At 61.8% G+C, this 24,018-nt stretch carries 27 protein-coding genes; 17 read left to right on the plus strand and 10 right to left on the minus strand.

Translation table 11 applies throughout. The features are described from left to right. Positions 1-5: 5 nt before the first annotated feature. The 5 genes from NKH04_RS20160 to NKH04_RS20180 are packed head-to-tail and all read left to right on the plus strand — an operon-like array spanning position 6 to position 5,193. The gene (locus NKH04_RS20160) at positions 6-1,793 is read left to right on the plus strand and encodes a bifunctional alpha/beta hydrolase/class I SAM-dependent methyltransferase (protein WP_352920204.1); all 1,788 of its coding nucleotides are present in this window, start codon (positions 6-8) and stop codon (positions 1,791-1,793) included. 2 nt (positions 1,794-1,795) lie between these two features. Next, the gene (locus tag NKH04_RS20165) at positions 1,796-3,139 is read left to right on the plus strand and encodes a phosphatase PAP2/dual specificity phosphatase family protein (RefSeq protein WP_352920207.1); all 1,344 of its coding nucleotides are present in this window, start codon (positions 1,796-1,798) and stop codon (positions 3,137-3,139) included. Further along, complete coding sequence (locus NKH04_RS20170) at positions 3,136-3,564, plus strand: hypothetical protein (protein ID WP_353015528.1); 429 nt, start codon at positions 3,136-3,138, stop codon at positions 3,562-3,564. Before NKH04_RS20165 ends, NKH04_RS20170 begins: the two co-directional genes overlap by 4 nt. A gap of 8 nt (positions 3,565-3,572) precedes the next feature. After that, positions 3,573-4,235, plus strand: a complete 663-nt coding sequence (locus NKH04_RS20175; protein ID WP_031211476.1) for a lysophospholipid acyltransferase family protein — start codon at positions 3,573-3,575, stop codon at positions 4,233-4,235. A gap of 22 nt (positions 4,236-4,257) precedes the next feature. After that, complete coding sequence (locus NKH04_RS20180; protein WP_023675663.1) at positions 4,258-5,193, plus strand: phosphatidate cytidylyltransferase; 936 nt, start codon at positions 4,258-4,260, stop codon at positions 5,191-5,193. 124 nt (positions 5,194-5,317) lie between these two features. Here NKH04_RS20180 and NKH04_RS20185 read toward each other — a convergent pair whose 3' ends face one another. Beyond that, the gene (locus NKH04_RS20185; RefSeq protein WP_352969806.1) at positions 5,318-7,315 is read right to left on the minus strand and encodes an AI-2E family transporter; all 1,998 of its coding nucleotides are present in this window, start codon (positions 7,313-7,315) and stop codon (positions 5,318-5,320) included. A gap of 260 nt (positions 7,316-7,575) precedes the next feature. Here NKH04_RS20185 and NKH04_RS20190 point away from each other — a divergent pair, with 260 nt between their 5' ends. The 3 genes from NKH04_RS20190 to NKH04_RS20200 all read left to right on the plus strand — a co-directional run bounded on the left by NKH04_RS20190 (position 7,576) and on the right by NKH04_RS20200 (position 10,560). After that, a complete protein-coding gene (locus NKH04_RS20190) occupies positions 7,576-7,863 on the plus strand; it encodes a hypothetical protein (RefSeq protein WP_352501220.1) in 288 nt (95 codons plus the stop codon). A 318-nt stretch (positions 7,864-8,181) separates the two neighbouring features. Continuing rightward, positions 8,182-8,403 (plus strand): alkylphosphonate utilization protein, encoded by a 222-nt coding sequence (locus NKH04_RS20195; protein WP_023675660.1) that lies wholly within the window; start codon positions 8,182-8,184, stop codon positions 8,401-8,403. A 192-nt stretch (positions 8,404-8,595) separates the two neighbouring features. Next, the gene (locus NKH04_RS20200) at positions 8,596-10,560 is read left to right on the plus strand and encodes an acyltransferase family protein (protein ID WP_353044824.1); all 1,965 of its coding nucleotides are present in this window, start codon (positions 8,596-8,598) and stop codon (positions 10,558-10,560) included. A 69-nt stretch (positions 10,561-10,629) separates the two neighbouring features. Here the strand turns inward: NKH04_RS20200 and NKH04_RS20205 are convergent, their stop codons facing one another. The 4 genes from NKH04_RS20205 to NKH04_RS20220 are packed head-to-tail and all read right to left on the minus strand — an operon-like array spanning position 10,630 to position 15,047. After that, positions 10,630-12,237 (minus strand): non-canonical purine NTP pyrophosphatase, encoded by a 1,608-nt coding sequence (locus NKH04_RS20205; RefSeq protein WP_352920213.1) that lies wholly within the window; start codon positions 12,235-12,237, stop codon positions 10,630-10,632. After that, positions 12,225-13,259, minus strand: a complete 1,035-nt coding sequence (locus NKH04_RS20210) for a beta-ribofuranosylaminobenzene 5'-phosphate synthase family protein (protein ID WP_352920216.1) — start codon at positions 13,257-13,259, stop codon at positions 12,225-12,227. Before NKH04_RS20210 ends, NKH04_RS20205 begins: the two co-directional genes overlap by 13 nt. After that, positions 13,210-13,923, minus strand: coding sequence for a hypothetical protein (locus NKH04_RS20215; RefSeq protein ID WP_352920219.1), 714 nt, complete (start codon positions 13,921-13,923; stop codon positions 13,210-13,212). The genes NKH04_RS20210 and NKH04_RS20215 overlap by 50 nt, the downstream gene beginning before the upstream one ends. Next, positions 13,920-15,047 (minus strand): DNA adenine methylase, encoded by a 1,128-nt coding sequence (locus NKH04_RS20220; protein WP_352969803.1) that lies wholly within the window; start codon positions 15,045-15,047, stop codon positions 13,920-13,922. The genes NKH04_RS20215 and NKH04_RS20220 overlap by 4 nt, the downstream gene beginning before the upstream one ends. A gap of 245 nt (positions 15,048-15,292) precedes the next feature. Between NKH04_RS20220 and NKH04_RS20225 the strand changes: the two genes are divergently transcribed. Then, on the plus strand, positions 15,293-15,418 hold the full coding sequence (locus tag NKH04_RS20225; RefSeq protein WP_352920225.1) for a hypothetical protein: 126 nt from the start codon (positions 15,293-15,295) through the stop codon (positions 15,416-15,418). A gap of 190 nt (positions 15,419-15,608) precedes the next feature. Here the strand turns inward: NKH04_RS20225 and NKH04_RS20230 are convergent, their stop codons facing one another. Continuing rightward, positions 15,609-15,866: a hypothetical protein gene (locus NKH04_RS20230; protein ID WP_352774435.1), complete on the minus strand. Its 258-nt coding sequence runs from the start codon at positions 15,864-15,866 to the stop codon at positions 15,609-15,611. Positions 15,867-16,085: 219 nt separating this feature from the next. Between NKH04_RS20230 and NKH04_RS20235 the strand changes: the two genes are divergently transcribed. Together NKH04_RS20235 and NKH04_RS20240 are read left to right on the plus strand one after the other, a co-directional pair. Next, complete coding sequence (locus NKH04_RS20235) at positions 16,086-16,403, plus strand: hypothetical protein (RefSeq protein WP_352920228.1); 318 nt, start codon at positions 16,086-16,088, stop codon at positions 16,401-16,403. 222 nt (positions 16,404-16,625) lie between these two features. Then, positions 16,626-16,937 carry a hypothetical protein gene (locus NKH04_RS20240; RefSeq protein ID WP_352467934.1) on the plus strand — a complete coding sequence of 104 codons (312 nt, stop codon included), beginning with the start codon at positions 16,626-16,628 and terminating at the stop codon, positions 16,935-16,937. 44 nt (positions 16,938-16,981) lie between these two features. On the opposite strand, the gene NKH04_RS20245 is transcribed toward NKH04_RS20240, so the two are convergent. From NKH04_RS20245 to NKH04_RS20255, 3 genes are all read right to left on the minus strand, one after another. Beyond that, positions 16,982-17,587: a DUF6456 domain-containing protein gene (locus tag NKH04_RS20245; protein WP_352920231.1), complete on the minus strand. Its 606-nt coding sequence runs from the start codon at positions 17,585-17,587 to the stop codon at positions 16,982-16,984. Between the two features lie 65 nt (positions 17,588-17,652). Then, positions 17,653-18,288 carry a high mobility group family protein gene (locus tag NKH04_RS20250; protein WP_352685142.1) on the minus strand — a complete coding sequence of 212 codons (636 nt, stop codon included), beginning with the start codon at positions 18,286-18,288 and terminating at the stop codon, positions 17,653-17,655. Between the two features lie 52 nt (positions 18,289-18,340). Beyond that, positions 18,341-18,757, minus strand: coding sequence for a hypothetical protein (locus NKH04_RS20255; RefSeq protein ID WP_353044825.1), 417 nt, complete (start codon positions 18,755-18,757; stop codon positions 18,341-18,343). Positions 18,758-18,839: 82 nt separating this feature from the next. Between NKH04_RS20255 and NKH04_RS20260 the strand changes: the two genes are divergently transcribed. Continuing rightward, positions 18,840-19,535 carry an XRE family transcriptional regulator gene (locus NKH04_RS20260; RefSeq protein WP_352457320.1) on the plus strand — a complete coding sequence of 232 codons (696 nt, stop codon included), beginning with the start codon at positions 18,840-18,842 and terminating at the stop codon, positions 19,533-19,535. Positions 19,536-19,766: 231 nt separating this feature from the next. On the opposite strand, the gene NKH04_RS20265 is transcribed toward NKH04_RS20260, so the two are convergent. Continuing rightward, complete coding sequence (locus tag NKH04_RS20265) at positions 19,767-20,072, minus strand: hypothetical protein (protein WP_352501226.1); 306 nt, start codon at positions 20,070-20,072, stop codon at positions 19,767-19,769. Positions 20,073-20,243: 171 nt separating this feature from the next. Between NKH04_RS20265 and NKH04_RS20270 the strand changes: the two genes are divergently transcribed. The 5 genes from NKH04_RS20270 to NKH04_RS20290 all read left to right on the plus strand — a co-directional run bounded on the left by NKH04_RS20270 (position 20,244) and on the right by NKH04_RS20290 (position 23,977). After that, on the plus strand, positions 20,244-20,612 hold the full coding sequence (locus tag NKH04_RS20270) for a hypothetical protein (RefSeq protein ID WP_352920236.1): 369 nt from the start codon (positions 20,244-20,246) through the stop codon (positions 20,610-20,612). 73 nt (positions 20,613-20,685) lie between these two features. Continuing rightward, positions 20,686-21,144 (plus strand): GNAT family N-acetyltransferase, encoded by a 459-nt coding sequence (locus tag NKH04_RS20275; RefSeq protein ID WP_352920238.1) that lies wholly within the window; start codon positions 20,686-20,688, stop codon positions 21,142-21,144. Positions 21,145-21,242: 98 nt separating this feature from the next. Then, the gene (gene ybiA / locus NKH04_RS20280; RefSeq protein ID WP_352834135.1) at positions 21,243-21,791 is read left to right on the plus strand and encodes a riboflavin biosynthesis intermediates N-glycosidase; all 549 of its coding nucleotides are present in this window, start codon (positions 21,243-21,245) and stop codon (positions 21,789-21,791) included. A 131-nt stretch (positions 21,792-21,922) separates the two neighbouring features. Beyond that, positions 21,923-23,164 carry a DNA polymerase IV gene (gene dinB / locus NKH04_RS20285; protein WP_352969798.1) on the plus strand — a complete coding sequence of 414 codons (1,242 nt, stop codon included), beginning with the start codon at positions 21,923-21,925 and terminating at the stop codon, positions 23,162-23,164. A gap of 168 nt (positions 23,165-23,332) precedes the next feature. Continuing rightward, the gene (locus NKH04_RS20290; RefSeq protein WP_352770568.1) at positions 23,333-23,977 is read left to right on the plus strand and encodes a hypothetical protein; all 645 of its coding nucleotides are present in this window, start codon (positions 23,333-23,335) and stop codon (positions 23,975-23,977) included. Positions 23,978-24,018 lie beyond the last annotated feature (41 nt).

The following is a 24,018-nucleotide window of genomic DNA, read 5'->3' on the forward strand; positions in this document are numbered from 1 at the left end:
ACAACATGCTTCACCAACAGACGGTTGCCGCAGTGGCTTCAGCCAATATCGAGCGGGTGGCGCAGGAGCGCAGCTTCAAGAGCCATGACGGCACCGAGATCTTCTACCGCTATTGGCCGGCGCTGTCGGAAAACCGCAAGGGCGCCATCCTGCTGTTCCATCGCGGCCACGAGCATGGCGGCCGCATGGCGCATCTGGTCGACGAGCTCCAGATGCCCGACCACGCCTTCTATGCCTGGGACGCGCGCGGCAATGGCCGCTCCGCCGGCGAACGCGGCTATGCGCCATCGTTTGCCGCACTGGTGCGCGACATCGATTGTTTTGTGCGCGAGATCGGCAGCGACGGCTTTGCCCGGCGCGATATCGCGCTGATCGCGCAATCCTTCGGCGCCGTGCTTGCCGCCGCCTGGGTGCATGATTACGCGCCCGACATTCGCGCCCTGGTGCTGGCCTCGCCGGCCTTCTCGGTCAAGCTCTACGTACCCTTCGCCAAGCAAGGCATTGCGTTGTGGCAGAAGCTGAAGGGCCGCTTCTTCGTCAATTCCTACGTCAAAGCGAAATTCCTGACGCATGACCCCGAGCGCATCGCCTCCTTCGACGCCGACCCGCTGATCACCCGGCCGATCGCCTCCAACATCCTGGTCGAGCTCTACGATCATGCCGCGCGCATCGTCGCCGACGCCCGCGCCATCACCGTGCCGACACAGCTTCTGATCTCCGGCAGCGACTGGGTGGTGCGGCATGGACCGCAGCACGAATTCTTCGTCAATCTGGCGAGCCCGGCCAAGGAGCGGCACGTGCTGCCCGGCTTCTTCCACGACACGCTGGGCGAGCGCGACCGCCACAAGGCACTCGACCTGATCAGGCCCTTCCTCGAAAAGCAGTTCGCGGCGCCGGAAGAGCCGGTCGACCTGACCTGGGCCGACCGCGCCGGCTACACACGCGACGAGGCCGACCGGCTGGCCTCGCCGCTGCCGCTGCTGTCTCCCAGGGGACTCTACTGGGCAATGAGCCGCGCCTCGATCCGCATGGGCGCCTGGCTGTCATCCGGCATGAAGACGGGGATTGCCACCGGCTTCGATTCCGGCTCGACGCTCGACTATGTCTATGAGAACGAGGCGCGCGGCATCAGCCCCATCGGCCGCATGATCGACCGCACCTTTCTGGACGCCGTCGGCTGGCGCGGCATCCGCCAGCGCAAGCTGCATCTGGAGGAGCTGATAGGCAGCGCCGTTGAGACGCTGAAGGCCGCCGGTCGGCCGGTCCATATCGTCGATATCGCCGCCGGCCATGGCCGCTATGTGCTCGATGCCGTGCAGAAAGGCGCCGCGTCGCCGGCAAGCGTGCGGCTGCAGGATTTCTCCGAGCTGAACGTCTCGCTCGGCCGCAAGCTGATCGCCGAGCGCAAGCTGCCGGCGACCGTCTCGTTCCATCGAGGTGACGCCTTCGACGCCACGATGCTGGCCGGGCTCGACCCGGCGCCGGATCTCGCCATCGTCTCGGGGCTCTACGAATTGTTTTCCGACAATGCCATGATCGCCCGCTCGCTCGGTGGACTGGCCAGCGCCATGCAGCCCGGAAGCCTGCTGGTCTACACCAACCAGCCTTGGCATCCGCAGCTCGAGATGATCGCGCGCAGCCTGACCTCGCACCGCGGCGGCCAGGCATGGGTGATGCGCCGCCGCACGCAGACCGAGATGGACCAGTTGGTGGCGGCCGCCGGCTTCGAGAAGCTCGACCAGCGCATCGACCAGTGGGGCATCTTCACCGTTTCGGTCGCGCGGCGCGTCTGAGCATGGACCTGCCTGCCTGTGCCTCACCTCGCGATGCCCCTGCCCTTCCGGCCTTGCCACGCGAGCCGTATCACGGGATAGTCCTGCGCGCCGCATTGTGGCTGGCATTTCTGGCGCCGTTCTTCTACGCCACCTACGGCTTCGCCAACTGGCTGGCGTCGCGGCGCGACGACGTCGGCAGCATCGTCTTTGGCTGGGAGCGCGGCATCCCGTTCCTTGCTTGGACGATCGTGCCCTACTGGTCGATCAACCTGTTCTACGGCTTGTCGCTGCTGTTGAACAATTCGAAGAGCGGCGTCGACCGCCTCGCCGGCCGCTATCTGACGGCACAGATCGTTGCCGTCGCCTGCTTCATCCTGTTCCCGCTGACTGCCACGTTCGTGCGCCCACAGACGAGCGGCCTGCCCGGCTTCATGTTCGCCGTGCTCGGCGGCTTCGACAAATCCTTCAACCAGGCGCCGTCGCTGCATATCGCGCTGCTGGTCATCATCTGGGACCATTGGCGTCACAGATTGGCCGGCATCGCCGGCGTCGCCTGGCATGTCTGGTGTTTCCTGATCGGCGCCTCGGTGCTGACGACGTGGCAGCACCATTTCATCGACATACCGACCGGCGCGCTGCTCGGCCTTTTCGCGCTGTGGCTGTTTCCGCGCGACGGCGCCTTGCCTTTCGTCGGCTTCCGCCTGACCGCGGACCCGAAAGCGCGGCTTCTGGCGCTGTTCTATGCGCTTGGCGCAGCCTTTGCGCTGGCCGGCGCTGCTGCCGGCGCATTGGTCTCGGCGCTATGGCTCATCCTGTTGTGGCCGGCACTGGCGCTGGCCATAGTCGCTTTCGCCTATGCCGGCGCCGGCGCCAAGGTGTTCCAGAAAACAGCCGATGGCCGCGTGTCGCTGGCCAGCCGTCTTCTGCTGTGGCCCTACCGGGTTGCCGCCAAGGTCAATGTGTGGGCATGGACGCGAAAGCTCCCGGCGCAGATCGTCATCGCCGACGGTGTTTCCCTTGGCCGTTTTCCGACCGCCGCCGAGGCCGACGCCTTTGGCACGGTGATCGACCTTGCCGGCGAATTGGAACGGCCGCGTGGCGCCTCGATCCACTGGATGAGCCTGCCCATGGTCGACCTTTTGCCGCCGTCTCGCGAGGCGCGTGCGCAAGCGGTGGCGGCGATCGAGACGGCGCAGAGCCAGGGCACGGTGCTGGTCTGCTGTGCGCTCGGCTTCCAGCGCAGCGCCGCCGTCGTCGCCGAATGGCTGGTCGCCAGCGGCCGGGCCGCCACGCCGGATCAGGCGCGAGGCCAGCTCGCCGCCGCGGGCCGGCCTGTGCATCTTGGCATGGACGCGGCGACATGACCGCTTTTCGAGATAAGGCCGAGACGTTCGCCGCCGGACTGATGGTGCAGGTGGCGTGGCCGCTGCTGTTGATTGCTGCTGCCTTGCTGGCGGCGCCGGTCATCGGCCTGGCGACTGCGCCGCAAACATCGTCGCTGTCCGCGGCGGCCTGGCTGATCGCCGCCGCGGGTGCCATAGCCACAATCATTCTCTCGGCCCTGCTTTTGTTTGACGCGCTGCTGTTCCGGCTGATGGCCAGCCACGCCAGCGAAGCAGGCGGCGCTGCGGCGATCGACGACGTGCTGGCGCGCATGCGGCTGAAACCCACGGCGGCCGGTGGCCGCTCGCTCGACCAGCGGATGGCCGGCACGCGCCGTCTGCTCGCCAAGCAGCGTATCGCCTTCAGCCTGTTCGCGGCGGCCTCGGTCGTCGCGGCATTCTATTGAGCCCGTCCATGACAAAGCTTCGCGTCAGCACCTATACCCTGCTGCAGACGGTGACCTCGGTCGGCCTGTCAGCACTGGCCTGGGTGGTCACCGGCGTGCGGCCGATCTGGAACGGCAGCCAGCCATCGGACCGGCAGCGCATCTACTTCGCCAACCATGCCAGCCACGGCGATTTCATCCTGCTGTCGGCCTGCCTCAGCGAGAAGGAGCGCGCCCGTACCCATGCGGTGGCGGCCGCCGATTATTGGAGCAAGACGCGGCTGCGCCGTTTCATTGCCGAGGACATGCTGTCTTCCGTGCTGATCCACCGGCAGTGGACGGATGAAACGCAGCACCCGATCTCGATCATGCTGTCGGTGCTCGACCAGGGCCATTCGCTGATCCTGTTTCCCGAAGGCACGCGCAACATGACCGACGAACCGCTCCTGCCGTTCCGTTCCGGCCTCTACAATCTGTCGATGGCGCGGCCCGATGTCGAACTCATCCCGTGCTGGATCGAGAACATGTCGCGGGTGCTGCCCAAGGGCCAATTCGTGCCGGTGCCGCTGCTTTGCCGTGTCGTCTTCGGCGCACCGATCGCCATTCAACCGGGTGAGGAACGCCGCGCCTTTCTCGACCGCGCCCGCGAAACGCTGCTGGCGCTCAACCCCCGGCCGCAGCGAGACGATTGAGGACCAAGGCAAAATGCTGCCGATGATGCACGAAACCCTCATTCTGATTGTCGGCCTGCTGGCGGTGCTGATCAGTGCCAGCGTCGTCGCCGGCGTCTTGTCATGGCGCGCGCCAAAGCCGTTGTCGCCGACGCTGGTCAACCTCACCCAGCGCATCAATGCCTGGTGGGTGATGGTGGTGGCGATCACCGTCGCCTTCTTCTTCGGCCGCCCCGGCATGACCATCCTGTTCGCGCTGATTTCCTTCGCCGCGTTGCGCGAATTCGTGACGCTGACGCACAGCCGCCGCAGCGACCACTGGGTGCTGCTCGGCATGTTCGGCATCGTCATCCCGTTCCAGTACTGGTTGGTGTGGACCGCCTGGTATGGCCTGTTCACCATCTTCATCCCGGTCTACTGCTTCCTGCTGATGCCGGCGATCACCGCGCTGCACGGCGACACCGAACGCTTTCTCGAGCGCGTCTCGGCGCAGCAATGGGCGGTGATGATTTCGGTCTACTGCGTCAGCCACGTGCCGGCGCTGCTGACGCTCGAGGTGCCAGGCTTCGAAGGCCGCAACCTGTTGCTGATCGCTTTCCTGATCATCACCGTGCAAGGCAGCGACGTGCTGCAATATATTTTCGGCAAGCTGTTCGGCCGGCATCTCCTGGCGCCGACGGTCTCGCCGTCGAAGACCTGGGAGGGGCTGGTCGGCGGGCTGGCGGCGTCGAGCCTGCTCGGCGCGCTGCTGTCGTTCCTGACGCCGTTCTCGCCGCTGCAGGCAGCCGGCGTGGCCTTCATCGCCTGCCTGATGGGCTTCCTTGGCGGGCTGGTCGCCTCGGCCATCAAGCGCGATCAGGGCGTCAAGGACTGGGGCCATCTGATCGAAGGCCATGGCGGCATGATGGACCGTGCCGACAGCCTGGTCTTCGCCGCTCCGGTTTTCTTCCATACGGTGCGCTATTTCTGGACTGTATGAAGGTTGGCGCCGTTTGCCGCGGCGGATGGTTCAGCGCGATCTTGCGAAGATAACCTGATCCGTCTCGTTATTACCACTTTCGCGAAAGCGGTAATAACCCGACCTGCCGCGGTCTTCGCCGCGCTCATTTTGCCGCGGCGAGCGGCTCTTTCTTGCGCGCCGGCGTGAGGCGGCGCATGCGGCGTTTGGCGGTGGTCTTCAGCGCCACCGGCGGAGCGCTGGACAACGCACCGAGCACCGCGCCGACCATGCCATGTGCGACGAAATCGGCGTTGATCTCGTTGGCCAATCTGGCATCTGCCTCCTGGTTGTCGCTGTCGGCTTCCGACCACAACACGATGCCCACTCGCAACCTTGGTTTGGTGCGTTTCAGCCGACGGACCAGGAACCGCCCGTGCTTGACGGAATCCCGGTTCAAAAATCCGATGACGACACTATCGACGGCGTCGAGCTCAAGGCGGCGAATGCTCCCCGGTTCCATCTCGGCGAAGCTCGCTCTCAACACCGTAGCGCCCTGGACTTCGAGCACCTGGGCCAGCATGGCGGCCGCCGCGTCGTCGAGTTCGCCGCGCCCGCCGGCGCACAGCACCGACATGCCCGTGCCATCCGGCAGTTCGGTGTACTCCTCGCCCTGAACCTCCCCCTGAACGTGCCTGTCCTCGCGTGAGCCGTTGTCCTCGGCCGCGGCCGTGTCGTCCGCTTCCGCCTCCTCCTGCGCGCTGTCGTCGAGGTTCGCCACCATCGTCAGCGCGCTGCCCGCGACCTGCTGTCTTTGCTCGTCGCTCAGCACACCACGCACCCGGTCCTGCTCGCCGAGCAGAAGTGCGGGAATCGCGACCTTGTCGTAGAACTCGACCAGATATTCTTCGTCCAGCATCTCCTCGGCATGGTCCGTCGCTTCCTCGGGATCGCCGGCCAACAGCCGCTGGTAAAGCCGGGCGTGAGGTTCGAGCACGGGTTCGTTGCCGAACAGAACGTCGAGGAATTCGAACTGCGGCACATGGCGGCCGAGCACGACGAGGCAGACCGTGAGCGGCGTCGACAGAACCAGGCCCAATGGCCCCCAGAGCCAGGTCCAGAATATCGCCGCAACGATGATGGCCAATGGCGACAGCCCGGTGCGCGAGCCGTAGAGCCAGGGTTCGATCACGTTGCCGGTGATCAGTTCGACCACGACGAAAAGCCCTGCGGTCCAGAGCACGAGCGACCAGCCGGGCGCCACGGCAAGCGCCAGGAACAGAGGCAACAGCGTCGCGATGACCGGGCCGATATAGGGAACGAAGCGCAGCGCCAGCGCCAGCAAACCCCACAGCAATGGATTGGGTATGCCCAGCAGCCAAAGTCCAATTGCAATCGGGACGGCATAGACGATGTTCACGACCAGTTGCATGAGCAGATAGCGGCCGACGCGCTTGCCGGCATCCTGCAGCGCCTCGGTGGTTCGATGCAGATCGCCATAGCCGACGAGGCGTATGAAGCGATCGCGCAGGTCCTCCCGCTCGAGCAGCATGAATATGACGACCACGACGATCAGTCCGGCCGATGCCAGCGGGCTCAGCAGCGGGCCGATCAGATTCTGGAGAACCTCGAGCGGTCGTTCGCGCGCGACGATTTCGACCGGGATCGGTTCCCGCGGAGGCTGATCGGCGGCGGGTTGTACGGGCTCGGGTCTGTCGAGTTCCTGGCCGACGCGTTCGATCACCCGGCTCAATCTGGAAACGATGCCGCCGCCGACGCCGGTTTCCTTGAGCGACCGGACCTTGGTCAGGATATTCGCCTGGTAGAGCGGAATGTTCTGCGCCAGTTCACTGACCTGCGTGGCGACGATGAAGGAGAACAGCGCCAGCACGGTGAATGCGCCGAGCACACTGGCGATCACGGCCGGAAGACGCGGAATGCCGGCTCGCTTGAGTGCCGACACCATGGGCACGAGCGCAAAGGTAAGCAGCAGCGCGATTGCGATCGGCAGAAAGACCTCGCGCCCGAAATAGAGCGCCGCGACGGCCGTCACGACCGACGCTACGCTGGGCAACGATGTGCGCGGAAGCGCCCTGGCCGCGGAAACGATGCCCGCCCGCCGGGGCTCCGACAGGTGCGCGTCGTTTCGACGATTTGCCGCCACTTGATACCTCCGCTCCGCCGTCGCCATGATCGGGCATATTGAGCCGGCCTGCAACTTCGCAGCGTCTCACCCAGCTGGACGCCGATTGCCCTGGTCGGCAGCGCGGCAAATTCAGTCATGGTAGAATTTTTTGCATTAATGACGTCACGGGCAATCCTGTTCCATGTCTGCGCCAGAACGTGGAACTTTTGGGTCAAAACACCGTTCCTTCGTAGATCGCTGATGGACAACCTCAAAGCAGCAGCTCAGGAGGAATGATCATGAACTTCAAGACGCTTTGCATGGGCGCGATGGCCCTTTCGATGATGACCGGCGCAGCGCTTGCCGCCGGTGCCACTGGCACTTCGGCGCTCGACGATCCGCAGAAAATGACGCCCTTCTTCACCGACGCCGGCATGAAGACCATGAAGTCGGAAGCCGAATTCAAGGCGGCATGGATGGCCATGTCCACGAGCGACCGGGCCATGATGTTGAAGGAATGCAGCGACGCAGGCATTGCCAAGATGCATGCCGACTTCTGCAAGATGGCCAAGCAGCTCAACAAGTAACCGTCGGCTTCTTGCCAAGCGAAATGGGGGCCAAGCGAAAGGGCGGGCGGCCCTTTCGCGACCTTCCAGTCCGCACTCATACCGGCGGGTGCCTAGCCATTTGAAATCGCGACGCCGGCCGGAGCGGCAATGACATTATGGTCCAGGGGCACCGTCTGCTTGCAACCTCGGGTTTTCCGGTCGGCCGTTCCCGCATAGTATTGGCGGGCGGCCCGCTTGACGCTTGACCCCGCTTGACGCTTGACCTTGTCGCCGAGCGTGGGATAGGCCGGGGACTGGCCCGACCACCTCCCACCGGAGTCCCACGAAAGACCTGCCATGACCGACGCGATCATAAGAGACAGCAATGGCACGGCGCTGCACGAGGGCGACTCCGTGACCCTGATCAAGGATCTCAAGGTCAAAGGCACGTCGGAGACGATCAAGCGCGGCACGCTGGTGAAGAATATTCGCCTCACCGGCAATCCCGGCGAGATCGAATGCAGCACCAGGCAGGTGAAGGGCCTGGTGCTGAAGACCGAGTTTTTGAAAAAGGCGTGATCGCCTCGGCACCCTTCGCTTCGCTTCCATATCAGTGGCTCTCGAATCGCTCGTGTGAGTGAACCGCCCACGCGAGGAACTGGAGGAGCCGCGCCCTCCCCCTATGTTGCACTGCGTTAGATTTGTTGCATTGCAATATCGTCGCATCGGGTCGAGCCTCTGCGAGGTGGGCATTCCTTGCATGAGGTGATTGTGTCGGCATCATTTCGGCCTGACATCGAAGGGCTGCGCGCGCTGGCGGTGGCGGGTGTCATCGCCTTCCATTTTGGTCTGTCCGGCCTGCCCGGCGGCTTTGCCGGCGTCGACATCTTCTTCGTCATCTCCGGCTATCTGATCACCCGCCACCTGGTTACGGAAATTACCGAGACCGGGCGGCTGAACCTCTGGCGCTTCTACGCCCGGCGCGCCCGGCGCCTGTTGCCGGCGGCACTGTTCGTCATCCTCGCCACGCTGTTCGCGGGTTACTTCATCCTGTCGCCGGAGGAACAGGCGCTTTATTCGAAAGGCGCCATGTTCGCCTCCGCCTACATGATCAACCTTTGGCTGATCCGCTGGTCGTTCGACTATTTCGCCGCCGACGCCACCAACAACCCGTTCATCCACTTCTGGTCGCTCTCGGTCGAGGAACAGTTCTATTTGGCATGGCCGGCGCTGCTTCTTGCCGCCGCCTGGCTGCGTCCCGGCAAGCGCGCCGCTATAATCGTCATCGGCGTCGCCGGCGCGGCCTCCTTCGCGGCCTGCGCCTGGCTGACGGAAGTGTCGCAGCCCTGGGCCTTCTATTTCTCGCCGCTCAGGGCCTGGGAATTCGCCGCCGGCGGCCTCGCGACCATGGCGCCGGCAAAGATCTGGCGCGACCGGCCGCTGTTGGCCACGCTCCAGGCATGCCTCGGTCTGGCGCTGATCGCCTGGGCCTATCTGATGCTGGACGAAGACTCGCCGTTTCCCGGGGTGAATGCGCTGGCGCCTGTTGTCGGCACCGTGCTGCTGCTGCTCAGCGGCAGCGGCGGCCGCAATCTGCCGAGCGCCCTGCTGGCGCTGCCGCCCATGCAATGGTTGGGCCGGCTGTCCTATTCGCTCTATCTCTGGCACTGGCCGGTCATCGTCTATGCGGCGATGGTGGTTCCCAGCCTGTCCATCCTGGACCGCCTTGCCTGCGCGGCGCTGACGCTGCTTCTGTCGATGTTCACCTATCATTTCATCGAGAACCCGATCCGCCGCAACGGCTGGCTGATGGCCGGAGCAGCGCGGGCGCTGGTGCCCGCCGTCGCGCTGACCGGCGCCGGCGTGGTCGCGGCCTATGGCAATGCGCGCTTTGCCGAGCACAATCTCAGCCCCGAACAGCACGTCATCGCCGACAGCGCCGCGCAGCTCTCTACTGTGCGCGCGAGCAATGGCGGCTGCGTGCTCGATTTCGAGACCGTCAAGCCAAAACCCTGCATGTTCGGCCGCAAGGATGCCCAGCGCTCGGTCGTGCTGTTCGGCGACTCGCATGCCGACCATTGGTCGACGCCGCTGATCAAGGCGGCCGAGAAGAACAATTTTCGCGTCGTCACCTTTCTCAAATCCTCCTGCCGGGCTTCGCGGGTGACGACCTGGAACTGGCGGCTGAAGCGCGACTACACCGAATGCGACCAATGGCGCGAGCAGTCGGTCAAGGACATCATCGCGCTCCACCCGCAACTGGTGGTGATCTCGGAGTTCTCGATCGGCAATGTGATGAAAGAATCGCCCGAGGAGTTGAGGCACGCCGATTGGCAAGCGCAGTGGCGGACGGGCCTCACCTGGACGCTTCAGGCCTTCAGCCAGGCCGGCATCAATGTCGCGGTCATCAGGGACGTTCCCTACAATGCAAGCTACGCCGACAAATGCGTGGCGCGGGCGCTGTGGCGAGGCCAGACGCCCGCGACATGCGACACGCCGCGGATCATGGCGGCAAACGACGACATCGCCACCATCGAGCGCGATATCGTGCGCTCGACACCGAACGCTGCTTACATCGACATGACCGACCGCTTTTGCGACCAGACCACCTGCCACGTCTTCATCGACGGCAAACTAGCCTTCCGCGACCGCCACCACCTGGCGACGCCATTCGCCGAAACGCTGGAACCGGCGGTGGAGCGGGCGCTGTTTTCGGATGTGATGGCGGCAAGGTAGGGAGCGTAGGCCATCTGCTATATGGGTCAGTCACTGTCTTCACAAACGCCCAGATCGGCGTTTGCATGATTACAGCCGTTGATCTCGTCTCAGAAGTCTCAAGGCACGCACGGCCATGCCGTAACCGGTATTCGACAGCCGATATCTGCGTGCGGCAACACCATCGCCGCTAGAAATCTCATAGTAAGCATAAAAATCCTGATTGAAGTAACGGCTTACGTTATCTTTATGTTTTGGGACTATGCCCTTGAAAACACCCTTTATCATAAGTGCGATCCGTGTAGTCGAAAAGAATGGGCGCGTCTCCTCTTCGCTCCATGCGCTTAGCAACGCAATCAGTATGGCGTCTTCCAACTTTATCTCACGTAGCGACGCCAAGCTCGCGATGGCGGTCAATATCTCTATATCATCTTCGATAACTGAACCAATCATTAAGTCAACATCCTTAAAATACTTTTCAAGGCTGTCGGAGTTTGGAAGATAGGCTATGGCGGGCAAACTACGGATTTGTTCCAGTCCCATTCGCTCTTGTTGCTTATCACGACGCCGAAATTCGTCGATTGTTATATCATCGCCCGGTCGCATTCGCGCCTGAAGCCGCTTGAATCGAATTTCTTGGTCGGCGCTGACGAAGACTGTACGGAATGCTTTGCCGCGTGCAGCCAGAACGTCTCGGAGGAATTTGATCTCTTCGGGTGCGCGAAAGCCCGAGACCACCACGGGAGATGAGAGATTCTCTGCGACGTGCTCCGCCACCTTCTCGGCCGCGATGTTCGGTTTCTGACTGAGCGCACGTTCGGCAAAATCCCCGATCGAGATAGCGCCGGTGTATCCGTGGCGGTAGTAGTAGCTCAGGTACATGAAATCACTTGCCTCAACGTGCAAGTATCCGAACTTTCTCGCGAGATATTGACTGGCGGCAGTCTTCCCAGCGCACGTGTAACCGCTCAGGATGAAGCTTGGCTTGCTATCGAATTCGAACTCTAGCTGTCGAGCATCGATGGTAAGATAACGCCGCTCTTCCAAAAATTTTATCAATTTCTCAAACGACTTCCGCCGAAAATCGACAGGATCTGCTGCGGCTATTGCCAAGGCACCAAAGGGAAGGCTGACGCCAGAAGGCTGGAACCACTTGTTGAATGTCTGATTGTCGAGCCAGGGATAAACTAAATCCGATTCGAAGTTGATTTCAGCATCAACGACTTTTCCGAGTTGCTTTCCTACAAAAACCAGGTAGTTGTTTTCGACCTCCCAGGAAGCCTTCAAGTTGTTAGGGACGTGCAACAGCACGTCGGACCGGACTGACGCTGACCGCAAGTTACCGCGGGCCTTGAGAGACGCGTCAAGCGCGCTAAATGTTTGGTTTTTCATCCAATATTTGATATCGAGACCCGGTGATTCCTGTCCATCGACGCTCAAAGCATCGATCTTGACCGAGGTGTCCTCTAGCACAAAGGGGTGACTGTCTACGGCGATTCCGGCCTTTTCACATTGCCGAAGTGCACTTTGATAGCTTGCCTCAAGAAGCTCTTCTCGCGAGGATAATCGGGGTTCATCATAGTCAGCATGATAAGTGCGCTGCCGAAAGCCTTTTATTCTAATCGGATGGCCCTCCACGATATAGCGGGCATGCGCCAATTTAGTGGCGTTAGATGTGAAGAAGGTCAGCTCCCGCATGGCAACATCCGAGATATCATCCGGCCGCAATTGTTCGGCATGGTTTGAAACGTATGACAGTCCAGCGATTTTTGCTCGCGCACGATTGTGTTCAAGACTGCCGGGCTCCCAAAGCAGAAAAGCATTGGACCGAGACTGGACATTCCGACGCAATCGACCCCAAGTCGTCTAAGGCTTCGCCTTAGCGCCTGTAGCGGCTCGCCGTACTCCCGCCATTCGCAAGCTTTCCAATCGGTTTCTTGCATGGCTTCGACCGCGCTGCAAAAGCCCCGATAATTGGCCTCTGCGACCGATGCGTAGGCATGGAAAAGTGCCTCATAGCTGGCGCGATATGATGCAGCGGCGGTGAGCGGAGCCGTCCGTGCAAAGAACTCAGCCTCCTCCTCTTGCGTCTTGGAGGGGATCGACTCGGGAACACAGAGGCAAAGCGGCCACTTAGGCATTTCGAGACAAGGGAGTGTCGTCGGACTTCGTCCCGCACTTATTCGCGAGGAGGGGACGAAAGGGGAGCCGTCATTCACAGCGCCGAGATCGAGGACCATCCCCCCGGAAAAATAAGTACTCACACCGATACCGGACGTACCTCCTCTCCCCGATCGCTCGACTAGTTGCTGCCTTGAAGGGGCCCGTTCATCGAGAAGATGCAATCCCTCTGTAATAGCCAATCGAATAGCTGTTCCTGAACCCATTCCGACATGGGTGCGAAACGCACCCGCAATGAGGACATCGGCGGTCGTGGCAAGTTGTTCTGATGACAGGAGATGCCCCATCGCCGCCAGCACCTGATCGATCTCTGCTCGATTGAAGGGGTGACTACGATTGTCTCGAACACGTAACTGATCTGCTGCTTTAAGCTCGATCGTCGCCGCAGGTCCAGCGACGGAGAAACCGATCCCGCCGTTCTTGCGAACAGCGCCATCGTGCATTGAGATCAGGCCGAGGTGGATTCGAGGGCTGACTTCTATCCTGAGATCAGGATTTTGGGGCACAAGATTTCCAGACCCCCTCGAAATGTTCATCATACTTTTGGGCAAACCTTGTCGACATCACAACATGCACCGCAGGTGCATATTTGCTGAGGTCTCCCTCAAAAATCGGTCCAGCAATCAGGTCATCGTCAGCGATGACAAAACTATGTTGCGCCCGGTGCGGAAATCGGCGCAATGCTACCCGGTCGCCAAATTCAGTCCTTAGTTCGTCCAGCTTCTTGTCCAAAGCATGCGTACGGGTTTTGGCATCTCCGGCCATATGACGTTGTTCCGGTACGAGAAGTTGAACATTCAGACGCCGATGCTTCCGAAGGGCGTCCACCAGGACTTTATCCTCGTTACGCATGTCAAGGAAATCGTCGACGAAGCGTGTACAGGAAGCGCCCATGACACGAACGATCTTTTCCGCGCCCCCGACCAGATCGGCGTAGTAGACCTTGTCGTGTCGATTGGCGAGAACGCCTCTTACTCCCATCTTCTCATATCGATCGAGTTTTTGCAGCGGGCGGATCGACGTCACAAAGGTCAGAATGAAGACAATTAGGCCCGTGACGATACCGCCAGCCAAGCCGACCAGCTTCACATTGCTAGGATCGAGATAATAATAGAAAACGCCAGCCGCGATGACCAACGCTAGCATTGTCAAGATCAAAACGAGCCACTGCGGTACAGCAAGCTTACCTGTTTCAAGGTTCATGTTCGCGGGTGTCCTATGAAGAGCAATTCTCTTCTTGGTGACCGACTAAGCGCATGACTATGCTCTCTTGTGTGCAAAGTCACGTTTGAAAATTCTTCCTCGAAGAAGCGCTTTATTTCCGACTCCAGCGGAAAGGCGTTCGTGACGTAAGAAAGAACAACTATAGAATTTTTGTGCGTTTTTATTAGTGCGTATAGTCTGTCGGAGAAAGTCTTTCGACGTGACCACTCTATCATCCACTGCGGCTGCTGAAGCAATCGGATGTTAGAAATCGGATCTAAGAGTTTTTCCCATTCTCCATATTGCGCCAACCCCTCAAGGAAATGATAGCGTCGCCAATAATCATCATGGTTATACCGCTCTTGAAGACTGATATACGGTGGATCAATATATACTAAATCGTAGCCATTTGATATATCCTCCGCGTTACGCGACGGCAAAATCGTACACTCCTTGTGAAACGAAGGTTTTATGGCAAGTTCATCATATGCTTGGATCATGTGATGCTCAAAGCTGCGCTCCCAAGTCGCAAAATTCCCAAATGACCGTTTAATCTCGCGATTCGTTCTCAAGTGCAGATTTGCTCTGTGAAACAAATTAAAAGGACGTTTTTTTAGGCATGCTTGGTACAGAAGATAACGCAGAAGAGATATCTCTGCCGCAGGAAGTGTAGTTTCATTCAGTTGGTTAGCAATTCCGTCCAGCCAAGCGTTTTCCTCGTCTGTGTAATAAATTCCGGCGAACAGTTCCGAAATTAAACCACGCCGCGGCACGACCCGAGCTAAGAAATTGACCAGGTCCAATCGCGTTAGCGCAGGCATGTTCGATAACAGTGTCCGCCCCACGTCCTCATTAAACCGAAAACCGTCGTGGTAAGTGACTGTCTTGCGCATAGCTTTCAGAAGAAGCGAAACTGAAGCCGTCCCTCCAAAAAGGTCAAGGACCGTCTGAAACTCAAGACCTCGGATATTCTCATATATCCAAGAGAGAAGTTTCCGCTTGCTGCCATAGTAGCGCGTAGAGGGAAGGGCTGCGATAGCATTCGATATTGGTTGTATCAGGCTAAGCTCGGGCCGTCCGAAAACAATCGGATTGAGCTGCTTCTCCTGTAGCGCACCCGGCATTCTTTAGCTCCGCGCAATCATGCCAGAGCTTGTTGTCGACTCGTTGACATCGCTTGCCCCCATTTGGCAGTTAGGCAGCGCGGCGTCGAAAAGTAAACCATGTTGAACGGCCGGGGCGACATCTGCGGTAATTCGCGCCCGACCACAATGCAGCTTCCTCAGTCTCGTAAATCGCACCACCCGCGGAATGCTGCCGCCTCTCAGCCGTCTCTGTTAGCTAGAGGGACGTTAAAACGGACGTGGCTATGAAGAAGCTCCTGCTCGCCTCGGTAATCCTTGCAGCCTTTCCCGCCGGAATCCTTCAGGCGGGCGTTGGTGCCGCGTTGACCGACACGGGCTCCTCGGCAAGCAACCATGCGGGGGTCAGCTAAGGATGAGACCCGCCAGGAAAACGGTAAGGAGAAGCGACAGCGGAACTGCAAGAAGGCAGCACAACTCGAAAGTATTGGCTCGCCAAGAAGTCATTGGGCGCTTTTCCATGTTGGCCTTCTCCCTCAACGGCCAGACCGAAACGGCAGTTCCGCTTAAATGTCAGGGTGCTCGTCCGCACCGCTCTTTATGCTACTGGCGCAACTCGTTCCGCTTCCTGGTCATCCATCGTGCACGCGCCAGATGTGTCGCCCACGCCCGGAAAGCCCTCTCCGGCTCCCGCTCCGGATCAAGATGCAGGACGATGCGGGCGACCTCGCGCCAGTCCGTTCCTTCCGCCGAAGCGTCGAGCAGCCGGATATAAGTAAGCATGCGATCTTCGTCATAACCGGTCAGCACCGAAGACGTCGGCGCTGCGTTCGCGATATGAGAGTTTGGCTGCTTTGGCATTGCGACCTACCAGCAATGGCGCATCGTAGCAGCCTATGAAGAAGCCCGCGCCCTTTGATCGGAGGATGCGGATCGCGATTCGCCCCGACAGTCGACAAATGCGGACCTCGGGCGGCGGTTCCCCGCCCAGCTGGGCTCACGCCTCACCACGTCGTGATCGGGTCGAGGCAATCTATATATTTTAGTGGAACCTAATTTAGTCAACGCAATTATGCGTGCGTGAGAAAGCGTGAAATCCAGACCGTCACTGAAAGCCGGCTATCGCGGGATCAGTTGGCCGATGATCCAGTGATTGCAGTCGATTTGACGGAACGGATATTGCAGGCGGCCGACAACGACAGGATTGTCTGCCTCGTCATGGCAACGGAGGAGTTGGAAACCGACCGCATCGAGAAAGCAGAGTCTAAGGAGACCAGGATTGCCGCAAGCTTCGTCCGGGACTTTGAGGTAATGCTGCTTGTTCTTTATGCGGCCTACGCCCTCGCTGTGCTGGGTGCGACCGCGTTCGTTTTGCTGGAACTGGGCCATGTTCTGTAGGCAGACGTCGCCAAAAACGGGACTGACGCGCGATTGCCGCTGTTTGATGAGAGGAGCGGCCACGCTGCGTCGACGATCCGACCCCGGCGCAGCCAGCGGCGTTTTCGCGCCAGCAGGCGCTAAACTTCGGGCTCGTCCGTTCGTTACATCTTGCCAATCTATGGAACGAGGCTGCCCCTCGGGGGTTTTTCTATTAGAGGGACGTTAAAGAAGGAGGTAGCTATGAAGAAGCTCCTGCTTGCCTCGGTGATCGCCATCGCATCGGCGGCTTCCGTGATCGGCCCGGCGAATGCCGGCGGCAGCGTCACAATCGGCATCGGCAACGGCTATGACGACGACGACTATTACTATCGCCACCATCGGTATTCCGATTACGACGATGAGTACGTTCCCCGTTACCGCTATGATGTCTATAACGAGGACTACGCGCCGCGCTACCGGTACCGGTACCACCGGCGCTGCCACACCGAAGTCATCAGGCACTGGCGTCATCACCACCGGATTATCGAAAGAATCCGTGTCTGCCGTCGTTGACGGATCGATCCGGCCGGTAGTGCCGGCCGGATCGGCGGGGCTCCTCATCTCGGCTTGCGCATCAGCATCATGCCGTAATGTACGGCCAATATGTCGAGCCCGATCTTGAGTAGTTTCACCACCACGTCGCGCGGCTCGCCGGCCTGTTCGGCCAGGCTCTTGACCGTTGCGTCGGCACAGCAGACCTTTTGCACGATGCCGACGATCTCCCAGTGGGCAAGCGCCCTGGTGGCTTCGGCATGGTCGCGGCCGGCGGACAGGATGTGTTCGGCGACGCCGCTGCCGGTGCGGCCGCCGTCGACGCGCTCGGCCCAGGCCATCGGCTTGGCGGTTGCCTCGGACGAGTTGCGGAAATCCTGGCGGTAGCGCATGCCCGCCTCGCGCTGCTGGCGCGACAGCGAGGTGAGGCCGCTCAGCGGGTCGACGTTGCGCACCCGCACGATGCCGCCGGTCGCTGTGTGGCCGTCATTGGAGACCTCATAGAGGCGCGCTCCCTCCTGCGTCCCCTTCGCCAGCCGCTTGCGGCCGAACCGGTCGTCCTTCAGTGCGAAATCATGGCCGATCTCCTTGCGGATGCGCACCTGCTCGGCCTCGCCTTTCGGCAATCTCGGTGGCCTGGCTTTGGCCTTTTGGGCGGTTTTGGTGCTCATCGGCTCGGTCCTCCTGGGTTTTGGTCGTCGGGCGCTGGCGAACTTCCAGCCTCATTGCAGCGGGCTCAAATCGCTTCGGCCGGCAGCGTGCGCAGGAAGCGCGCAGCGTGATAGGCGCAGTAGCTTTTCGATGGGTTCGTGCGCATTCCGCAGCACAGCATGTCCAAACCTGGCCGGCTGCCGGGGGCGTCGTTTTCCGCATCCTCCTGCGGCGTCGTGTCGAGCGGCGCGCGGCAGCGCTCGAACAGGCAATCGATGAAGCGCATGGCGGCGAAATGCGGCTGGCGGCCGCCGGCGGCGATCGGGCGCGGCGCCGGCATTTCGAGCGGTGCGCCATCGGTCCCGGTGATCCGAGCCGGACCCGGCTGCCAGGCCGGCGGCGCCAGCCTGGCCGACAGCCTTGCCGGGCGGCAGCGTGGCTCGGCCTTCGGAGCCGACTCCGCTTGATCAGCAGTGCTTGATGGCTCAGGCGCCGAATTTCCGAGCCGGCCGCCAGAGCGTCCGCCACACCAGCCCTTGGATCTGGCAAGGCCGATGGTGCGCAAACGGGCGGTGCGGTGGACGATGCCGATGATGGCTGCACGCGAGGCCGGGCGGCCGCGCAGCGCGGTCAACCGGGTGGCGATCTTCGCTGCCGACAGTCCGCTCGTCAGCCAGTTCTCGATTTGTTCCAGTTCCGAGGCGGAATAGCGGGCGGCCATGATGTTTCATTCCCTGCAAAAATGGTTGTGTGCGGCGCCGGCTTCGCCGGCCTCAGGCTCGAAAGCCGGTCAGCCTTCGCATGGTCTGCTGCGATCGAGCTTCATCTCGGCCGCCCTGCCTTGTTGCGCCGGACACTGCCTTGCCCGTCCGCTTGTCGAAGGCGATGACCGTGCCGTCTTCGGTGCGGATGCAGGAAACCGCGGCTTCCGCATTGCCGGCCGGCAGGTAATTCGTGGCCGGAGCCGGGAGGGGAACGGCTCCGGCCGTTCCGGCCGCTTGCGCTGCCGGATCCGAGGCGCGAGCCTCGGGCATCGTCCCGGCCGGGGAGGAGGACAGCCCCGACGAAGGGGAAAGGGTTGGCACATGCATGGCCCCGGCGATCGGTTGCGCTACCGCCTCCAGGCGAGCGCTGCCGGCGCGCTGAACGGCGGATTCAAGGACCGAAAGCTGGCGAAGCGACTTGTGCATGCCTACATAAGAGCATAACTCAAATCGTAATGCAAGCGATTCTTGCATAGACGAAACCGAATCTTATGCCTCAGATGGAGCCATGGCGAAAACTGCACTGTCGATCAAGGTCGGAGCGGCGATCCGCCGGGCGCGCAAGCAGCGCGGCCTGGTGATGCGTCACATTGCCGAGCACAACGACACCGACGTCGCTGCCGTCGGCAATTGGGAGACCGGGCGCAACCTGCCCAAGACCGAGAACCTTTTGAAGACCGCCGCTTTCCTGCGCGTCGACCCGGTGGCGCTCGGCAAGGGCGAGGTCGTTTTCCTCGAAGATGCCGGACCGGTCGCCGATGCCGAGATCGTCACCGATCCCGGCCCCCTGCCCGCCGGGCCGATGGACATCCAGCTTCTCGGCACCGCCGTCGGCGGCGACGATGGCGACTTCACCTTCAACGGCCAGCCGGCCGGCTATGTCCAGCGGCCGCCGGGGATCCGGCATCTGCGCAATGTGTTTGCGCTGCACGTGCTGAGCGATTCGATGGTGCCGCGCTACGAGCCCGGCGAGATGATCTATTGCGGCGGCCGCGAAGCGTTGCCCGGCGACCATGTGGTGATCGAGACCCTGCCCGAGGAGAACGAGCAAAACGGCAAGGCCTTCATCAAGAAGCTGGTCAAGCGCACCGCCGCCGAGCTGATCGTCGAACAGTACAACCCGCCCAAGACGCTGTCCTTCAACCGCTACGCCATCAAGAACGTCTTCCGCGTCATCCCGCTCAAGGAACTGCTGGGGTATTGAGGAGGCGCCGGCGCGCCCTTCTCCCCTTGGGGAGAAGGTGGATCGGCGCGCAGCGTCGAGCCGGATGAGGGGTGTTGGAAGAAATGAGGCGTTTAAAAATATTCGGATGATTCTAGTCTAAATCCCTACGTCTTCAACTCCGCGATCCGTCCAACACCCCTCATGCGACCGAGCTTCGCTCGGCCACCTTCTCCCACAAGGGGAGAAGGAAGAACACCGTCCCCGTCCCCCTCAAGCCCGCCTCGACTGCAGCTCTCGACCATTGAGCAGGCGCGCCTCGGCGCGGGTCCGTTGCCGGTCGTCGATGAAGGCGGCCTGGATCGAGACGGCGGCGCCCGGCAGGCCGTCGGCCCGGCAGGCCTTGCAGATCAGGCGCCCCGAAAGTGCGGCCAGCGGTGTCTCCGGCATCACCCCATGCCGCTTGAGCTCGGCCGGCTTCCACCACCTGTTGCGGCCGCAGTCGATGCATTCGACGGCAATCGAGACAACATCGGCGATCGTCGCTTCCTTGCCTGCCAATGCCATGGTTATCCCCATCGTTGTTCCTGCTTTGTTCGCAACATTATCGGTTTTTGGAGCGGAGTCGAGTCGGTTCCGCTTACATCAACGTGAAAGTTTAACTTGTTCACTTATTTGAGTTATGCTTATACGTGGTGAGGACCGGAATCGGCGCGAGCAACAGAACCGCGGCCGGCCGGCAGCAAGGGAATGACGATGGACCCAGCCCAGTTCGCCCATGCCTGCGGCTATAGCGGCGACAGCCCGGCCATGCTTGCCGCTTTCGCGGCCATCCGCCAGGACGGCATCCGCAAGGCACGCCAGGGTCATCGCCACCGCAAGGCGGCGATTGACCAGATGAAGCCGAGCCGCGCTCTGTTCCTGGCGGCGATCCGCCCGGCACAGTCGGCCGAGGAGGCACTCGAGGATGCCGCCCGCTTTCTGTCGATGTTCCGCAACATGCCGCACTGGCGACAGGAAAGGCGCGCCGCCGACCTCACCCGCGCCAGGCAGCAGCGCCTCTTCGCCCGCTTCTTCCGCCGCTACGGCCACCGCCTCTGGGCGCTCGAGGCCACCTGAAGGCGCGCGGGCCTCCCTTGCAAGTCAAAACGGATATTGCGATCGCCGACACCGCGCCGTATGTCTCCGCGCGATGAGCGAGATCGAATTCCGTCGCGCGCAGGCGCCCGACCTGCCGGCGATCGTTGCAATGCTTGCGGACGATGTGCTCGGCGCAGACCGGGAAGACCCGTCCACGCCGCTGGCGCCATCCTATCTCGATGCCTTCAGCGCAATCGATACCGATCCCAACCAGTTGCTGGCCGTGGCCGTCGGGGCCGGGCAAGTGGTCGGAACGCTGCAGCTCAGCTTCCTTCCAGGCATTTCGAGAAAAGGCGACTGGCGCGGCCAGATCGAAGGCGTTCGCGTCGTCCGGCAATGGCGCTCGCGCGGCGTCGGCAAGCTGATGATCGAATGGGCGATTGAAACCTGCCGTTCGCGCAATTGCAGCTTCGTCCAGCTCACCACGGACAAAGGTCGACGGGAGGCGCACGCTTTTTACGAGCGCCTCGGCTTCACCGCCAGTCATCTCGGCTACAAGATGGCGCTGTAGATCAGCATTTCATCGCATTCAGCGCCGACCGCTCATCTTCGCTACCCACTCTGGATGGAGCATTGACAAGCCGGCCTTTCGCCCTGCTCCATCCGCCCATGATTTACGACCGAACCTGGCTTGAGAAAACCTTTCGCGCAAAGCCCCGGCAGAAGTTCCTGTTCTTCTGGGGCCATCAGCCGTCTAAGGACGGCCGAATAAGCACGTCGTGCTTCAGCCAGTGGTGGCATGCGCCTTTTACCGTCGATGGCCTGAGCTATCCGACTGCCGAACACTGGATGATGGCCGAGAAGGCACGACTGTTCGGTGATGCTCCGACGGCAACACAAATCCTCAGGGCGGCGAGCCCCAAGCAGGCAAAGCAGCTTGGCCGCCAGGTGAGCGGCTTCGATGGCACCAAATGGGATGCAGACAAATATCGCATCGTGACTGAAGGGAGCTTTCAGAAGTTCCGTCAGAACGCGGCGCTGCGCGAATATCTGTTGTCGACGCATGACCGGGTGCTGGTCGAGGCGAGCCCTGTCGACCGGGTGTGGGGTATCGGCCTTGCGGCGGATGACGAGAGGGCGGTGAACCCGCTGCTGTGGCGCGGCGAGAACCTGTTGGGATTCGCGCTGATGCAGGCCCGCGATCGGCTGCGCGGCTGAACATTTGCCGCGCGCTCGTCATCTGCGGCCGCCTCCGCGCTGCTTGACAATCCACCCAAAATGTTCTCTCTATGTTCTCATCACAACTCGAGACAATGCGGCGTTCGAACCGCCGCGGGCGAACGGGCCGGATGGAAGCCAACATCCTCCACGCGGATCTGGATGCCTTCTATGCCTCGGTCGAACAGTTGCTCGACCCGGCCTTGCGCGGCAAGCCGATTGCCGTCGGCGGCGGCGTGGTGCTGGCCGCATCCTATGAAGCCAAGGCGTTCGGCGTGCGCGGCGGTATGCCGGGACGGCGGGCGCGGGAACTCTGCCCGCAACTCGTCTTCGTCGGCGGCCATTTCAAGGACTATCAGCGGCTGGGCGATGCGGCAATCAAGGTGCTCGGCGATTTCACGCCGGTGGTCGAGCGGATTTCGATCGACGAGGCCTTTGCCGACGTCGCCGGCTGCACCCATTTGTTCGGCTCGCCGGCCGAGATCGCCGGCAAGATCCGCCGCCGCGTGCGGGCCGAGCTCGGCCTGCCGATCTCGGTCGGCGTAGCCCGCACCAAGCATCTGGCCAAGATCGCCTCACAGGTCGCAAAACCGGACGGGCTGGTGGTGGTCGATCCGCGCCACGAGCTGGAATTCCTGCACCACCTGCCGGTCGAGCTGATGTGGGGCGTCGGCCCGGTCACCAGGCAGCGGCTGGCCGGCATCGGCGTCAACACCATCGGCGAGCTGGCGAAGACCAATGGTGGGGCGCTTGAGCGCCTGCTCGGGTCGGCGGCGGGAGAGAAACTCAACGCGCTGGCGTGGAACCGCGATCCGCGCAAGCTCGAGACGCAGCGCCGGGCGCGCTCGGCGGGTGCGCAGTCGGCGCTTGGCCGAAAACCGGCCGAGGAGCAGGTCTTCGTGCCGGCTTTGCTGCATCTGGCCGACAGGGTCGCCACAAGATTGCGGGCGAAATCCCGGCCCGGCCGTACAGTGACGGTTCGCGTCCGCTTTGCCGATTTGCGCTCGGTGACGCGCTCGATCACGCTCGACCAGCCGATATCGGCAACCGCCATGCTGGCCGAGATCGCCGAGGCGCTGGTGCGCAAGGTGCTCATCGACCATCCGCACGAAAAGACAATCTCGCTGCTGGCGATCGCCGTATCGCATCTGGAGCAGCATGCCGGCCTGCAACTGGAACTGCCGCTCGGGCTCGACGACGACCGCCGCCGCCCCGGCACCAGCAAGGGCGCGGCGCGCTGGACCGCGGACCGCGCCGTCGACAAGATCCGCGACCGCTTCGGCTGGGAGGCGGTGGGCTACGCCTCGGTCGCGCTCGGGCTACAGCGGTCGGTTCCCGACGCATTTCGCGAGCTGGCCGAGAAGGAACTGTGAGCCTCGATTACACTTTGGTTGCCAAGTCGCCGGAATGACGTTGAAGGCTGCGCCGTTGTGAATTTATCTTGGGACCAGTTCGTCGTGCACCGGTTTGGGTATCAACCAGACAGGGTAGCACCCGCTCGCAAATCCTTCCGCCCTCACTTCGAACGACAGGAGATCGGCATGGGACAGAACGCCGGATATTTCGCCCTCATCGTTGCCGGACTGGTGACCAATGCAACGACGCTGGCCAAGCCGCTCAACCCGGACCGGGCGATTCCATCCCTGGGCGATATCAACTCGCCGGTGGCCAGCCCGCTGTTCAAGCAGGTCAAGGCCGGGCCGCTGGAGATAAAGCTTGAGGAAACCACGCTTGCCGATGTCGAAAAAGCCTTCGGCGGAGCGATGCACGATGAAGGCGACGCCGGAGATTCACGCCACTGGCTTTGCTATGCCGGCCCCGACGCCGGCGGATCGCCGTCGATCTTCTGGTTCGTCTCCGGCGAGATGGGCGGCTCCGACCACGGTGTCCTGTCCGTCGCCCTGCAGCCGAACCCGGAAGGCAAGGTGCCGGAAGGATGCGCCGGCGCACCTGCCAGCCTGACAGCAATTGAACTCGATACGCCCGGCGTCGGAGCGCCGCTGAGCGACGTGGCCGCGAAATTTGGCGCCGCCAAGCCCGATCGTTACGGCCATTTCGGCTTCGCCGCCTCTTATCCTCCTTCGTCTCCCGACCAGAAGGACACCACGGTCACGCAGACGCTCACCTACACAGCCGGGAACGGCAGGATAACCGGCGTGGCGGTGACGCAAGTCACCACCAATTAGGGTGTCCCCGCTCGGTTGGCGAATGGTTCACGTGTGAATGA

This window comes from Mesorhizobium sp. M1365 (genome assembly GCF_040317865.1).
In the GTDB taxonomy this organism is placed as follows: domain Bacteria; phylum Pseudomonadota; class Alphaproteobacteria; order Rhizobiales; family Rhizobiaceae; genus Mesorhizobium.